The sequence below is a fragment of the Acinetobacter sp. YH18001 genome (genome assembly GCF_013416975.1).
GTDB lineage: Bacteria > Pseudomonadota > Gammaproteobacteria > Pseudomonadales > Moraxellaceae > Acinetobacter > Acinetobacter pseudolwoffii.
The window spans coordinates 100,865-116,410 of sequence record NZ_VPEU01000003.1 but is presented as its reverse complement, the minus strand read 5'-3'; the positions used below and the strand labels follow the sequence as shown (position 1 = coordinate 116,410).

Annotated in this window: 11 protein-coding genes and 2 tRNA genes; 9 read left to right on the top strand and 4 right to left on the bottom strand. The window is 43.5% G+C overall.

All coding sequences use genetic code 11. The annotated features are described in order from the left end of the window. Positions 1-55 precede the first annotated feature (55 nt). On the bottom strand, positions 56-1,045 hold the full coding sequence (locus tag FTV48_RS02175) for a LysR family transcriptional regulator (protein ID WP_005097703.1): 990 nt from the start codon (positions 1,043-1,045) through the stop codon (positions 56-58). A gap of 662 nt (positions 1,046-1,707) precedes the next feature. Here FTV48_RS02175 and FTV48_RS02170 point away from each other — a divergent pair. The 4 genes from FTV48_RS02170 (at position 1,708) to FTV48_RS02155 (ending at position 8,799) form a co-directional block, all read left to right on the top strand. Continuing rightward, a complete protein-coding gene (locus tag FTV48_RS02170; RefSeq protein ID WP_005169883.1) occupies positions 1,708-3,309 on the top strand; it encodes an isocitrate lyase in 1,602 nt (533 codons plus the stop codon). Between the two features lie 258 nt (positions 3,310-3,567). After that, positions 3,568-6,669 (top strand): multidrug efflux RND transporter permease subunit, encoded by a 3,102-nt coding sequence (locus FTV48_RS02165; protein ID WP_100534864.1) that lies wholly within the window; start codon positions 3,568-3,570, stop codon positions 6,667-6,669. Between the two features lie 133 nt (positions 6,670-6,802). After that, positions 6,803-8,143: a magnesium transporter gene (gene mgtE, locus FTV48_RS02160; protein WP_005097697.1), complete on the top strand. Its 1,341-nt coding sequence runs from the start codon at positions 6,803-6,805 to the stop codon at positions 8,141-8,143. Between the two features lie 74 nt (positions 8,144-8,217). Then, the gene (locus tag FTV48_RS02155) at positions 8,218-8,799 is read left to right on the top strand and encodes a DUF4112 domain-containing protein (RefSeq protein ID WP_074383394.1); all 582 of its coding nucleotides are present in this window, start codon (positions 8,218-8,220) and stop codon (positions 8,797-8,799) included. An 83-nt stretch (positions 8,800-8,882) separates the two neighbouring features. On the opposite strand, the gene htpX is transcribed toward FTV48_RS02155, so the two are convergent. Both htpX and FTV48_RS02145 read right to left on the bottom strand, forming a co-directional pair. Beyond that, a complete protein-coding gene (htpX, locus tag FTV48_RS02150; RefSeq protein WP_005097694.1) occupies positions 8,883-9,788 on the bottom strand; it encodes a protease HtpX in 906 nt (301 codons plus the stop codon). 175 nt (positions 9,789-9,963) lie between these two features. Further along, positions 9,964-10,836, bottom strand: coding sequence for a lytic transglycosylase domain-containing protein (locus FTV48_RS02145; RefSeq protein ID WP_005097692.1), 873 nt, complete (start codon positions 10,834-10,836; stop codon positions 9,964-9,966). A 500-nt stretch (positions 10,837-11,336) separates the two neighbouring features. Here FTV48_RS02145 and ttcA point away from each other — a divergent pair, with 500 nt between their 5' ends. After that, a complete protein-coding gene (gene ttcA, locus FTV48_RS02140) occupies positions 11,337-12,263 on the top strand; it encodes a tRNA 2-thiocytidine(32) synthetase TtcA (RefSeq protein WP_005097691.1) in 927 nt (308 codons plus the stop codon). 203 nt (positions 12,264-12,466) lie between these two features. Next, positions 12,467-12,853, top strand: a complete 387-nt coding sequence (locus tag FTV48_RS02135; RefSeq protein ID WP_004280536.1) for an SCP2 sterol-binding domain-containing protein — start codon at positions 12,467-12,469, stop codon at positions 12,851-12,853. 96 nt (positions 12,854-12,949) lie between these two features. Here the strand turns inward: FTV48_RS02135 and FTV48_RS02130 are convergent, their stop codons facing one another. Continuing rightward, positions 12,950-14,065, bottom strand: a complete 1,116-nt coding sequence (locus tag FTV48_RS02130) for a transglycosylase SLT domain-containing protein (RefSeq protein ID WP_005097690.1) — start codon at positions 14,063-14,065, stop codon at positions 12,950-12,952. Positions 14,066-14,427: 362 nt separating this feature from the next. Between FTV48_RS02130 and greB the strand changes: the two genes are divergently transcribed. The 3 genes from greB to FTV48_RS02115 all read left to right on the top strand — a co-directional run bounded on the left by greB (position 14,428) and on the right by FTV48_RS02115 (position 15,448). Further along, the gene (gene greB, locus FTV48_RS02125; protein ID WP_005097688.1) at positions 14,428-14,922 is read left to right on the top strand and encodes a transcription elongation factor GreB; all 495 of its coding nucleotides are present in this window, start codon (positions 14,428-14,430) and stop codon (positions 14,920-14,922) included. Positions 14,923-15,010: 88 nt separating this feature from the next. Then, positions 15,011-15,100 (top strand) — tRNA-Ser (locus tag FTV48_RS02120). 258 nt (positions 15,101-15,358) lie between these two features. Next, positions 15,359-15,448 (top strand) — tRNA-Ser (locus FTV48_RS02115). Positions 15,449-15,546 lie beyond the last annotated feature (98 nt).

Genomic DNA, 15,546 nt, shown 5'->3' with positions numbered 1-15,546 from the left:
CTCTCAAGCCTTCAAAGTATAATCTTAAAAAATAAGAATTTAGAAGAATTTGAGTTTAATAGTGTGAAAATTGAGAATTATTGCTCAGGAATTCACGATTTTCTTCCTCAATCATTTGACGCGCAACATACAAAATCAGCTGACGTAACCAGCGATGTGCAGGGTGATGATGCAATAGAGGGCACCATGCCATTTTGAGTTCAAATTCGGGAATATAAAATGGTGGATCTTTCAGAATTAAATTATGATTCTTGGCTTGCAGGCGTGCGATCCGTGAAGGCAGGGTTGCCACCAGATCGACATTGGAGGCCAATAAACCTGGCATTTGATAATGACGGGTAAAGACCGAGATTTTACGTTTCTGGCCAATACGTTCCAAAGCCTGATCGATCCAGCCTAAACCGGCTTGTTTCTCCGGGTTGACCCCAAAGCCGACACCCATACCGGTTTTAGAGACCCAGATATGCTGTGCATCCAGATAGCTTTTTAAGTTCAGGTTGGTTGCAGCGGGGTGTTTATTGTTTAATAAACAGGAAAAACTGTCACGCCAGACCAGAACCTGATGAAAACTTTGCGGTATTTCATTAAAACGGTTAATCGCCAGATCAACTTTGCCTTGTTCCATGTCACGATAAGACACATCACTCGGGGTTAGAAAGTCCAAGACCACGTTCGGTGCTTCTGAACGTAAGGCTTTGACCAGCCGAGGAACCAGCGTCGCTTCGGCATAATCCGAGGTCATAATCCGGAAGACACGATTTGACGTATAAGGACGGAACTCGGTACGCGGTTCCAGAATCATGGACAAGTCAGCCAGCGCATCCCGGATACGTGGCTGTAACTCAAGTGCACGTTCTGTGGGTGTCATGCCTTCAGAAGAACGGATCAGGAGAGGATCATTAAATAAATTGCGTAATCGGCGTAAAATATTACTCATGGCAGGCTGGGTAACGCCCAATTGTTCGGCTGCACGGGTGACATTTTTTTCGCGAAGAAGTACATCAAGATAAATTAATAGATTGAGATCGACCCGCTCCAGATTCATAAAAGAAATACCGAGAATAAATACAAGAAATTATGCTGATTATGCCATAACTGCCGGGCTTTGTGTAAAGCGCCGATGAAAAAAAAGCCATGAGAATGCAGATAAAATCTAGGGAATTTATGCAGGTTTAAGCTGAATAATTAACGATTTTATTCGACTGAGTAGAAGCACGGGCTAAGCAAAGATTCCGTATTTTCATGTATGCAGATCAACAGCTCCATAACCAAGCTTTAAACTTTAAAAATACAGGTGTGAGTGCGTGAATAATTGCGTGAAAAGTATGCTATCTTGATAAATGCTTCAGCCTAAGAAATAATTCAAAATCATGATTATTTTTTAATAAAAGTGGATTTGAGCCAAGCCCAGACTTAAGTCTAATGAAGTATTTTTAAGCAGTATGAGTGAAAAACGATCAGTTTTATTTTAGTAAAATATAAAATAAAACAATATCTTATTTTAACATCACAGGATTATACTAAGACTTTCATCTACTCATTTTTTAAATAAATACTGAAGATTCTTGCAGACTATTGGATTAATTTTCATAAGCCCACTAATCTTTAGCTATCCCAACGGACCGGCGAAAATCTAAACAAGTTACTGAGGGTGTGATTTGAACGGTTCGTTGCAGAAAAATCCTAATATTATTACAGGAAAATATCATGACTACATACCAAACAGCGATTGATGCAATCCGCGAATTGAAAGCGAAATTCGGTAACACTTGGGCAGACATCAGTCCTGAAGATGCTGCGCGTATGCAAATCCAAAACCGTTTCAAAACTGGTTTAGACATTGCGAAATATACCGCGGCAATTATGCGTCGTGATATGGCTGCTTATGATGCAGACTCTAGCAAATACACTCAATCATTAGGTTGCTGGCATGGTTTCATCGCACAACAAAAAATGATTGCGAACAAAAAATACTTCGGTACGACTGAACGTCGCTACATTTACCTTTCTGGTTGGATGGTTGCAGCACTTCGTTCAGAATTTGGTCCACTTCCTGACCAATCTATGCACGAAAAAACTTCTGTTCCTGCATTGATCGAAGAAATCTACACATTCTTACGTCAAGCTGACGCGAAAGAATTGAACGACTTGTTCCGTGCACTTAAAAAAGCACAAGAAGCAGGCGACACTGCTAAAGCAGCTGAATTGACTTCACAAATCGACAATTTCCAAACTCACGTTGTGCCAATTATTGCGGACATTGATGCGGGTTTCGGTAACGAAGAAGCGACTTATCTTTTAGCTAAGAAAATGATCGAAGCGGGTGCATGTGCACTACAAATCGAAAACCAGGTGTCTGACGCGAAACAATGTGGTCACCAAGCTGGTAAAGTAACTGTGCCACACGAAGACTTCATCGCGAAAATCCACGCACTTCGCTATGCATTCCTTGAAATGGGTCTTGACGACGGTATCATCGTTGCACGTACTGACTCTGAAGGTGCTGACCTGACTCAAAAAATCCCAGTGGTTAAAGAGCCAGGCGACATCGCTTCTCAATATATCAGCTACTTGGAAACATCTGAAATTGATATCGCTGATGCACAAGAAGATGAAATCCTGATCAAACGTGATGGCAAACTTCACCGTCCTAAACGTCTTGCTTCTGGCTTGTACCAGTTCCGTGAAGGCACGCAAATTGACCGCGTTGTACTTGACTGTGTAACCAGCTTGCAAAATGGTGCGGATCTTCTTTGGATCGAAACTGCGACACCAAACGTTGCTGAAATCGCTCACATGGTAAACCGTGTGAAAGAAACAGTTCCAAATGCGAAACTTGTATACAACAACTCACCTTCATTCAACTGGACGCTTAACTTCCGTCAACAAGCGTATGACCGTTGGGTTGCTGAAGGTAAAGACGTTTCTGCTTACGACCGTGCTAAGTTAATGAGCGCTGAGTACGATGCAACTGAACTGGCTGCTGAAGCTGACGAAAAAGTTCGTACCTTCCAAGCAGATGCTGCGCGTGAAGCGGGTGTGTTCCATCACTTGATCACACTTCCGACTTACCACACAGCTGCACTTTCTACGCATGAACTTGCTCAAGGTTACTTCGGTTCTGAAGGCATGTTGGCTTATGTTGCTGGCGTACAACGTAAAGAAATCCGCGGCGGTATCGCATGTGTTAAACACCAGGCAATGGCTGGTTCTGACATCGGTGATGACCACAAAGAAATCTTCGCTGGTGACAATGCATTGAAAGCTGGTGATGACGCTAAAAACACAATGAACCAGTTCAGTGCTTAATCTGCTGAATTGATTCACCAAAAAACCCTGCATCTGCAGGGTTTTTTATTTGGAAAAATGCTATTAATAAATAGGAAATGGCAACCTCAAGACAGTATTCAAGTGAGATCATCCATAATTTCTCCATGATTGGTTTTTATCACAGTTATTATGTGTTTAATTCTTGCATTCTACTGCTATGTCACTGAATATTTAGATATAGCTTGCTCGTATTTGGTCTAAATTCATCCCTCTTTAATTAAAAAGTGACTCGGACTTATGCTGTCTAAATTTTTTATCCACCGCCCGATCTTTGCTGGGGTATTGGCGATTGTCGTGATGGCGATTGGCCTGTTCGCAGTGATGAACCTGCCAGTGGAACGTTATCCGGACATTGCCCCGCCACGGATAACGGTGGCAGCAACCTATAGTGGCGCTTCTGCAGAAACTGTGGAAGAAAGCGTGACCCAGGTGCTGGAGCAGCAGATTAAAGGGATTGACCATTTACTGTATTTTAGTTCGAGTAGTGATTCTTCAGGGCGCAGCCGGGTCAGCATCAGCTTTGAAAATGGTACCGACCCCGATACAGCACAGGTTCAGGTACAAAATGCGATTAATGGGGTATTGAACCGTTTACCGGAAGATGTCCAACGCCAGGGCGTTAACGTGTTTAAATCTCTCGGCGATACCCATATGGTGATCAGCCTGTATGATGAGTCCGGTCGCAGTAACAATATTGAACTTTCTGATTACTTGATGACACATCTGGAGCAGGACATTTCCCGGATTGAAGGCATTGGTGAAGTTGATGTTTTTGGTTCTCAATATGCGATGCGGATCTGGCTGGATCCAGGAAAACTCAAACAGTATAAGCTGATGCCAAGCGATGTTCGTGCCGCCATTGAAGCTCAGAATACTCAGGTGGCTGCGGGCGCGATTGGGGATTTGCCGGCAGTGGATGAACAATACCTGAATGCTAAAGTCACCTCGGGTTCCCGTCTAAAAACCGTTGAAGAATTCCAGAATATTATTGTCAAATCGGATCGTGCCGGTAGTTTTATTTATTTAAAAGATATTGCACGGGTCGAACTTGGTGCTGAAAGTTATCAGTCTTATAGCACCAATAATGGTTATCCTTCGGCAGGTCTTGGGATTTCTCTGGCCTCAGGTGCCAATGCCATTGCCACCTCAAACTTGATTAAAGCTGAAGTTGCCCGTATTTCCCAGCAGTTGCCCGAAGGCTATAAAATTGCCTATCCACGAGACAATACGCCCTTTGTACAAGAGTCGATTAAAGAGGTGGTCAAAACCCTGATCGAAGCGATCATTCTGGTTATCATGGTGATGTTCATTTTCTTGCAGAACTGGCGTGCCACCTTGATTCCTACCGTAACGGTGCCGGTGGTGATTTTGGGAACCATGGCGGTGCTTTATGCACTGGGCATGAGTATCAATACCTTAACCTTATTCGCTTTGGTTCTGGCTATTGGACTATTGGTTGATGATGCGATTGTGGTGGTAGAAAACGTGGAACGGCTGATGCATGAACAGCATTTGTCTGCCAAAGAGGCGGCGTTAGAGTCCATGCAGGAAATTAGTGGGGCATTGGTCGGAATTACCTTAGTTCTAACCGCAGTCTTTATTCCGATGGCGTTCTTTGGCGGTTCTACCGGGGTGATCTACCGACAGTTCTCCATCACTTTGGTTGCGGCCATGTCCTTATCCTTATTGGTGGCCTTGATTCTAACCCCAGCACTGTGTGCGCTCATTCTGAAACCGAATCCGAAACCGGCAAAATGGGCGGCATGGTTTAACCAGAAGCTGGATCATTTAAAGCATCGTTATCTGCATCTTTCCAAAGTCACGATTCAGCATCAGGTCATTTGTTTACTGCTTTTTGCCGGCTTGATCTGTGTCTTTGCACTGTTTTACCGTGCTTTGCCAACCAGTTTTTTGCCGAGTGAAGATCAGGGGATTTTAAGCCTGCAAATCAAAGTGCAGGAAGGTGCTCCGATGAAAAATACCATTCAGGTCGGAGAAGAGGTTCGTAAATATTTTCTGGATCAGGAACAGGCCAATGTCAGTCTGGTGATGATTCGTTATGGCCGCAATTTCTCGGGAACTGGCCAGAATCTGGCCACCGGTTTTGTGGCATTAAAACACTGGAATGAACGTTCCGGTCAGGACAATACCGCACCCGCGATTCGTGAACGGGCTTTGAAGCATTTTCAAAGTAACCCTAATGCACAAATCAACGTATCCATGCCCGCGTCAGTCAATGGTCTGGGACAAACCGATGGTCTGGATTTCTGGATTCGGGATATCAATGGTAATGGCCGGCAGTATCTGGAACAGCAATTTCAGGCACTGGAAGCTCAGGCTGGCAATTATGCAAGCTTTGAAAATCTGGGTAAACGTTCTAATCCTGAAAAAGCCGAACTACGCGTCAATATTGACCAAAAACAGGCCATGGCCAATGGTCTGACCCAAACGGCAATTAACAGCACCTTATCTAGCGCTTGGGGTGGCAGTTATATCAATGACTTTATTGATCGCGGCCGGATTAAACGGGTGATCATGCAGGGCGATGCCGAATTTCGTTCCAAGCCGGAAGATCTGGCACAATGGCATGTCCGCAATGACCAGAATCAAATGGTGCCTTTTAGTAACTTCTCGCAAGTGGACTGGAGTGGTGGTCCGGAAGTGGTCAACCGTTTCATGGGCTATACCGCACTACAGATGGAAGCAGATCGGGCTCAAGGCAGCAGCTCCGGTCAGGCCATGCAGGATGTAGAGGCGCTGATTGCTGAACAGGACGGTGTAGATGTGGTCTGGAGCGGTTTATCCTTTGAAGAAAAACAGTCCAATAATCAGGCCATCTGGCTGTATCTGATTTCGATAGGTTTTATTTTCCTGTGTCTGGCCGCATTGTATGAAAGCTGGAGTATTCCAACGGCGGTAATGTCAGCAATTCCTCTTGGTATTGGCGGCAATATTATTTTCAGTTATTTGGCTGGCTTCCCGAATGATATCTATTTCCAGATTGCCTTGCTGACCACCATTGGCTTGTCCTGTAAGAATGCCATTCTGATTGTGGAATTTGCTTCGCTGGCACAGCAACAGGGCAAATCGGTGGTGGAGGCAGCATTGGAAGGTGCTTCCCTGCGTCTGCGTCCGATCCTGATGACTTCCTTGGCTTTTGGCGCCGGGATTTTACCTCTGGTCTTTGCCACGGGAGCAGGTGCGGTAAGCCGTCAGGAAATTGGTGTCAGTGTATTCGGCGGCGTAATTTTTGGAACCGTGCTGGTGCTAATTTTTATTCCCTTTATGTATGTGATGATTCGAAGTTTAATGGCTAAAAAAGAACCGGTTGATTCATGATCGTGCGCTCAGAAAAACAATCAATAGCCTGACTCAATCCGGCTGTGATGATTTAGATGCACTGAGAGCAGGGGTAATGTTCGGAGGATGATGCTAAAATCCACGCCTTTGCGCTTATAACCATGGACTGCCTATGCCGAAAATTTCAGAAAAAATACAGCATATTCAACAACAGATCCGTTCTGAAAACCATGCTATGGCGATTGGCTTATTAAATGAGCTGAATGTCGCCGATCAGGCCAGTATTTTAAAAGGTTTGAAGTTAGAAGAACAGATCCGGATTTTTCAGGAACTCAAAGAACCGAGCCGGGTATTCGAGTTTATGCCACTCAGCCAACAAGTCAGTCTGGCTGAGCAATTACCGGTCGCACAGATTATTGCGATTCTAAATGCGCTCGATTCGGACAACTTTGTCGATGTTTATAAACGATGTTCTCCACAGCTGCAGCAGCAGCTCATGGCAAAATTGTCCGAAGCGAGTCGGCAAACCCTAAAAGATCTGGCGATTTATCCTGAAGGGACTGCTGGTGCGCTGATGAGCTCCAGTTTTGTTTCTTTGCATCAGGATCTGTCGATTCATGACGCTATCCAAATGTTGCGTGTGGTGGCCGCAGATCAGGAAACCCTATATCTGATTTATATTGTTGATGAGCAGGACCAGCTGATCGGGGTAGTCTCTTTAAGGCAGATGATTCAGGCCAGTCCTGAAACCAGCATTGCCGAAATCATGCAAAGAGATGTGATTTATGCCAAGATTGGGGATGACCAAGAAGACGTCGCAAAAACTTTAACCTATTATGATTTTATGGCTTTGCCGATTGTCGATGAGCATAAAAAAATTCTTGGAATTGTCACTTATGATGATGCCATGGACATCATGGAAGCCGAAACCACCGAGGATATTTTAAAGTCAGGGGCGGTTGAGCCTTTAACTGAATTAAGTTTAAAAACTGCGCCTATTTTTACACTGTACCAGAAGCGTGTATCTTGGCTGGTGATTCTGGTCTTTGGCAGTCTATTGTCCGGCATTGGCATTGCACATTATGAAGAGACCATTGCCGCGCATATTGTTCTGGTTTTTTTCCTGCCATTGCTGGTGGGCAGTGGTGGTAATGCCGGCTCGCAGTCGGCGACCTTGATGGTGCGTGCTTTGGCCACCGGTGATGTAGAGTTTAGAGACTGGTTTAGCCTGCTCAGCCGGGAAACCTTGGTGGCGTTGTGTCTGGGTGGCACCATGGCACTGGCTGTCTCGGTGTTGGGTTATGTCCGAGGGGATATCATGGTGGCTGTGGTTCTGGCGATCAGTATGCTCGGCATTGTGCTGATGGGCTGCCTGATCGGCATGAGTCTGCCTTTTATTCTGAACAAGTTTAAGATGGATCCGGCCAGTGCCTCTGCACCTTTGGTGACCTCTATTTGTGATGCCACCGGTGTGATTATTTATCTATTTGTTGCTTCCAAATTATTGTTTTAATTCACAGATTGCTACAACTTTGGTCTCAAAATAATTTATGCTGATGAAAGTCAGCCCTATTTTTGGAATCACATATGCCTGAGCCTGGACAAAAAACAAAACTGAGTCAACAAGAGGTCATTCGTCTGGAACGTGATCTGGCCAAGTTTGCCAACATGATGGATTCAGTGGTACGTATTCCATTTACCAAGCAAGGGGTAGGGGCAGATGCCGCGCTGAGTACGATTCCGGTCGCTGGAGATATCGCCGGTTTTGTATTGACCTGTTATGCCATTCATAAGGCCAAACAGATTGGGGTGCCGAGTGCCAAGCTGAATCCGGTCATGAAACTGGCGGTGATGGATGCGGTGGTTGGATTTATTCCAGTGGCAGGCACCATTTTTGATATTTTTATTCGTCCCAGTCGCAAGGCGCTTGATGTGGTGCATGTTCATATTCGTGAAGAATATCAGATTCACAGTGATCGACATGTGGTACACCCTTTTTTGCATGAAAGCCTGGAACGCAAACAGCAGCAATCTGAATTTTGGCGCAATCCTGTAGTGGCCTGGATCTGGATTCATATCCCGGATATTTTAGGCACCTTGTTCCTGATTCTATTTGTTTTTGCGATTGGGTGGGGTGCGATGGCGTTGTATCAGTGGATCAGCGCATAAAGGCCTATATAAATAATGAATAATTGAATCCAATAAAAAAGCCTGCAAGTGCAGGCTTTTTTCAATCAACGCAATAGTATTACTTAAGCACAATCAAGCTGTTGTAATGCAGCAACACGTTGTTCGATGCTTGGATGCGTCTGGAACAAGGCAGCAAGGCTAAAGCCTTCTTCTTTACCCGCAGAAATCGCAAATGCTTTCATTTCTTTCGGCATGGCATCTGGCATTTCAGACTCTGCCTGTAAGCGCAATAATGCTGAAATCATAGCCTGTTTACCTGCCAAGCGCGCACCTGCTTCATCGGCACGATACTCACGCTGACGGGAGAACCACATCACAATCGACGACGCCAGAATACCGAATACGATATCCAGTACGATGGTAATTACAAAATAGGCAATACCCGGTGCTTCACCTTCTTCACGACCAAAAACGTTACGGTCAATAAAATCACCCGCGACACGTGCGAAGAACATGACGAAGGCGTTCACAACACCCTGAATCAGTGCCAGAGTGACCATATCACCATTGGCGACGTGACCAATCTCATGCGCCAATACTGCACGAAGCTCGTCTTTGTTCATACGCTCAAGTAGACCAGTCGATACGGCTACTAAAGCATCGTTTTTATTCCAGCCAGTGGCAAAGGCATTGGATTGATAAGATGGGAAAATACCCACTTCCGGCATTTTAATGCCTGCACGCTGAGAAAGTTGTGCAACTTCATGGAGCAACCAGGCTTCAGCTTGGTTACGAGGTGCATTCGGGTCAATCAGTTCAGTACCCGTGGTCTTTTTCGCCATCCATTTAGACATGAACAGGGAAATCATTGAGCCAACCATACCGAACACGAAACAGATGACCAACAGGTTGCCTAGATTCAAGCCACCTGCGCCATGGTAACTACCGACACCGAAGAGTGACAAGATAATGCCAGCTACAACCAGTACCGCGAGGTTGGTTAGCAAGAACAAACCAATCCGCATCATTGAGAAATCCTCTTATTACAGAAAAATAATCTGATTATTGAATGTAAATCATTGAAATCAATATGAGGTGAAATCGATAAGATTTCAAGAAAAAAATAGCAATTCGCTACAAAAAGACAGTATGTTTTTTGTCCATATTGAAAGATAGGTCTTTAAAAACAAAGCTGTTTCAAAATTACTCACTTAAATATATTTTTGCAGATGCTGTCGCATTGGCAGTGGCATAAGAACCCATCGGTGCATCAGTGAAGCTACCATCTGCTCGTGCAATGATCTGACGCTGATATTTTGCTGCCTGAACATTGGACGCCGTCGTGGTTTCAGTTGAATAATTGGCAGAGCTGGCAATGACACGACCAGTATCAGAAGAAGCGGTATATGTACCACTGGTGCTGCCCAGTCCCTGTGCGTACAAGTTCTGATAACGGCTGCTGACACGGCGGACATAGTCCTGAGTTTCACGAAAAGGTGGCACCCCCTTATATTTGGCCACATTGCCTTCGCCGGCATTATAACCTGCCAGTGCCAAGGTGGTATTGCCATTAAAGCGTTTCAATAACCAGGCCAGATATTTGGCCCCGGCCATAATATTCTGCTGCGGGTCATAGGCATTGCTGACATTAAAACGACGTGCTGTCGCCGGCATGAGTTGCATCAGGCCTTGTGCACCGACTGGAGAACGAGCCTGTACATTAAAACCGGACTCGGTATGCATCACGGCTTTGATCAGGCCTTCAGAGACACCATAGGTTTGCGCTGCCTGGCGAATAATCGAATCATAAGCATTTTTATTTCTACTATAGCTCGGCAAGACCGAAGCTTCACTGGAACCCCAATTGCTATAACTATGAATATTACTGTCTGGATAATAGGTCTTCTTTTCAACCTGAAGATGGTTATAGCGACTTTTCTTATTGGTTAATAAGGTGCTGCCATTGCTATCGCGCAACTGATAAATGGTTTGACCGGCATAGACCAACTGGCAACAACTCGCCAATAGCACAGCACTGATCCCATGACACCCCAAAACACGCAAATTTATTTTCATTGTTTATATTAGGTAAACACAATCGAGAAAAATTTAATGATGAGTTTAACAAAAAATTACGGAATGAAAAGACTTGTACGCTGCATTTATAAACGAGTTTGTAAGTGCAAGCCATTTTTTACATTTTAGAGTTAGAAAAAAAAATATGATTTAATTTAAAACCTTAGGGTTGACAGGTTTAACTAGTTGATTTTTATTAATAATTAAATTGGTTAAAAAGTGATCGATTTAAAGAAAAGCCTTATCTTTTGAGACGAAGAACTTGTCAAGTGCGTTTCAATCCACAAAGTTATCCACAGCTTTTGTGGACAACTGTGGAAAAGTCCAAAAACTAGGCATCTTGCTGATTAATTGAACTGAAACGTTCAATATATCAATCTAAATAAAACATGAAAATGAAACTAATATGACATTTGCATGAAAATAAATTCTTTTGATGCGATGCGGGCCTGAATCGGCTAAAATTGCGCGGTATTTTTATTTATGGGTGAATCTCGTCTATGTACTCGCCAGTTGAGTCCGAACAAGGATTTAATTTCAAACCTGAACTGCCAACAAGCTCAGCCTACTATCGTTTGTTGAAGAAGCTGCGTCGCCAGGTCGGACATGCCATTCGTGACTTCAAAATGATTGAAGAAGGCGATAAGGTCATGGTGTGTATTTCAGGTGGTAAAGACAGTTACACCCTGTTAGATATCATGTTGCAGTTCAAGCGTATCGCACCGATCAACTTTGATGTCGTGGCGGTGAATCTGGATCAGAAACAGCCAGGCTTCCCGGAAGATGTATTACCACGTTATTTAGAAGAAAATAACATTCCGTATTACATTCTGGAAAAAGACACCTACAGCATCACCAAAAAGTTGACCCCGGAAGGTAAGACTTATTGCGCCGTCTGTTCGCGTCTACGCCGTGGCTCTTTGTATGGCTTTGCCCAGGAAATTGGTGCGACCAAGGTTGCGCTGGGGCATCACCGTGATGATATTCTGGCGACCTTCTTCCTGAACCTGTTCCATGGCGGCAGCTTGAAGGCCATGCCACCAAAACTGTTGTCTTCTGACAAAAAGAACATTCTGATTCGTCCACTGGCTTATGTGGAAGAAAAAGACATCATCAAATATGCAGAAATGCGTCAATTTCCAATTATTCCATGTAATTTATGTGGCTCTCAGGCGAACCTGCAGCGCGCAATTATCAATGACATGTTACGTGATTGGGATAAGGCACATCCAAAACGTCTGCACAGTATTTTTGGTGCATTGCAAAATGTCTCGCCATCACAGCTGGTCGATCGTGAATTGTTTGACTTTGAAGTGCTGGACAGCCAGCGCGAATTTGACTTCAAAGACAGCTGTTCGACTGAAGAAGCGCTGGAAGGCGAGAAACGCCGGATTAATATGGTCAATCTGGGCTTTGCCGCAGAATAATTTCAGCACACAGATATCAGCCTTCGGGTTGATGTCTGTATGAAAAACAAATAAAAATAGAACTACAAAAATTGAACGACGCGTACAAAATTCGTTAGCCTTTGCGCTAATGATCATGATATAACAAAGCACGAGCATAATAGCTTCAACATGATGTCGTCTGGATAGTCGACACAAATGAACAAATAATTTGAGGAAAGATCATGCCTGCTTTTTTAACTGATGATTGGTTTTCAACTGTAGAAACACTTACTGCGCAAGCTGGTGATTTAAACTTGCCACCAGCTTTGGCGAACCTTGCGATTAATTTGGTTGTAGCGGACACTACAGGTAATACTGAACTATCTTTAGATGGTGGAGCAATTAAAAAAGGTTTGTCTTCAAATGCCAAAACGACTTTGAATATGGACGGCGAAACGTTACGTAAAGTTTTTCTGGAGTTTGATATGGCCGCAGCCATGCAGGCATTTATGACCGGTAAAATCAAAGTACAGGGTGATATGTCTCAATTGATGGCACTTCAAACTGCCAAACCGAGTCAGGAACAAAAAGATCTATTCAAGAAAGTACTTGAAAATACGACAGCTTAATTTTGCTGAACATCAGCTGAAATGAGCACAAAAAAAGCTTACCTTTGAGGTAAGCTTTTTTATCGCCGGATAGAATAAAATCCAGCTCATCAGACCTTAGATATTCACCAATTGTGGTGTGGTCTTGATGTGTTCCAGATAAGCACGAATACGGGTTACATATTGTACTGCCTGACGATAGCGGCCGTTATTGGCTTTATTCTGATCCAGATAGGCATAGAGGTTGACCCAGTTATTTGGATTCTTGCCTTGTGACTGAATGCGTTTTTGTAACTGATTCACTGCACCTGGGCCCATATTATAAGCGACCAGTGCAAACCAGTTGCGATCTGGATAAGGAATATGCTCATAGCGGCTCAGCATTTGATCATAATACTTGGCACCACCCTGAATGCTTTGGGCTGGATCGGTACGATTGCTCACACCCATTGCTTTAGCAGTGCTATTGGTCAGCATCATCAAACCGCGAACACCTGTCGGAGAGACTGAGTTCGGTTTCAGATAAGATTCCTGATAACCAATGGCAGCTAATAAATGCCAATCTAGATCATATTGCTGCGCTGTCTGTTTAAAGCTTGCTTTATAGATCGGTAACCGGTTGCTCAAATCACGTTGAATGGCTGTCCAAGATTCCTCTTTCACCACATTCTGATTATAAAATGAAGCAAGCTGCTTGATGGCACCACTTTGTTTGCCTTTACAGATAAAAGCACTAGCAGTCTGGCTCAAGGGATCTGTGGCAGATTTAAATACCAGATTTAAATTGGTATTCAAGCCATTACTCACCAAAATAGACTGATCACCACAGGTGGCGGAGAATGAAGTCAGGCGCTTATTTTCAATTTCACCTAAATCGGTGGTGGTCATGGCCAGATTGGCTTTGCCCTGAGCAACCCATTGCAGTGCAGTGGCATTATTCGGGACAATTTTAAAATCCAGTTTCACATTCAGACTGTTGGCATAGTTGCGCACCAGGTCATAACCGAAGCCATGCAGATGTTGTCCATCCTGAAATACGGTGGTCGGATTTTCGACTGCAACCACGGTCAGCTTATTGCTATTGACCACATGATCAAACTGAAGTGTGGTCTTACTTGCATTGATACTGTGAAAGGGAATAAATGCAGTGCTCAGTACAAGTGCTTTCAAAGGGAGAGAAGAAATTACAGATCGTAGGCAAAGCCTCGACCCAGTGGATGAACTACTGTGCATGTTGTCTCCGCTACAAGTAATTTATGCCCTAAAAATCACAGCCAACATAGCCAGAAATTTTAACAGTTTGATAAATTCAATAAGGGTTGGGCAGTCATGACGTCATTCAAAATGACAAGAGATTTACGCATCATTATGTAGAAAAACTACATAGATTAAAAAGTAAGCATTTCCGGAAGTAGGTGGCATATTAATGATCTAAAAAACGATTGTCAAATTTTGTACACAAATTATTATTAAAAATAATTTTAAGATACTGAAATATAATGTGATTTTTTTTTGAATTTTTTCATTGTTTTGAAATGGTAAATAAAATAAGCTGTTTGTAAGTTAATACACTGAAAATTTGATCAGCACGACGTATGAAATCCAACTTAATCACCCGTGGTGGACACGATAAATTGGTGGCAGAACTTAAGAATCTCTGGCATGAAGAGCGTCCGGAAATCACCAGAAAAGTGAACTGGGCAGCGAGTCTCGGCGACCGTTCGGAAAATGCCGATTACCAATATAACAAGCAAATTTTGCGTAAGATTGACCGCCGGGTCAGATACCTAGGCAAGCGTCTTGAAGAGCTAAAAATCATCGATTTTTCTCCAGAGCAGGAAGGCAAGGTCTATTTTGGAGCTTGGGTCGAGATTGAAAATGAAGAAGGCGAGCAGAAAAATTTACGTATTGTTGGAGTCGATGAAATTTATGATCATCATCCGCAGCATATCTCGATCAGTTCGCCCATGGCACGTGCGTTGTTGGGCAAGCAGGTAGATGATGAGGCTGAAGTGCTGACACCTTCTGGAAAGAAACGCTGGTTCATCAATTCAATTCGTTATGAAAAACCAGAAAATTCAGCAAATTAATGGAATTGATTTTATTTTGTGCAATTGATGCAGTGAAAGCATGAAAATATTTGCCAAGCGTGATTTTTGTTTATATCATGTCGGCCATGGAAGCGTGGCAGAGCGGTTTAATGCACCGGTCTTGAAAACCGACGAGGGTGTGAGTCCTCCGTGAGTTCGAATCTCACCGCTTCCGCCAAATTCTAAAAACCCAGTCAATTGACTGGGTTTTTTTATGCCTTTATTTTTATATTCATTATCAAGCTAATTCTGATTCATGTCGTTGCTTTATCTTGAATTAAATAGCTCTTGGCATCGTTTAAGTATTAACTTCTTTAAATAAAAATACATTTCAGCTTTTGTTTCGACTGATTTTTAACTGAATGAACAGCTTTTGCTAAAAGTTTTGCTAAATTTTATTGCCAAAAATCCGATTTATTTATATGATGGCGGCCAAGGAAGCGTGGCAGAGCGGTTTAATGCACCGGTCTTGAAAACCGACGAGGGTGTGAGTCCTCCGTGAGTTCGAATCTCACCGCTTCCGCCAAATTCTAAAAACCCCAGTCGAAAGATTGGGGTTTTTCTTTTTAGGCAGCAATGATTCAATACTTTATTCATCAATAACCAGCTCATAGCTTAAAACTT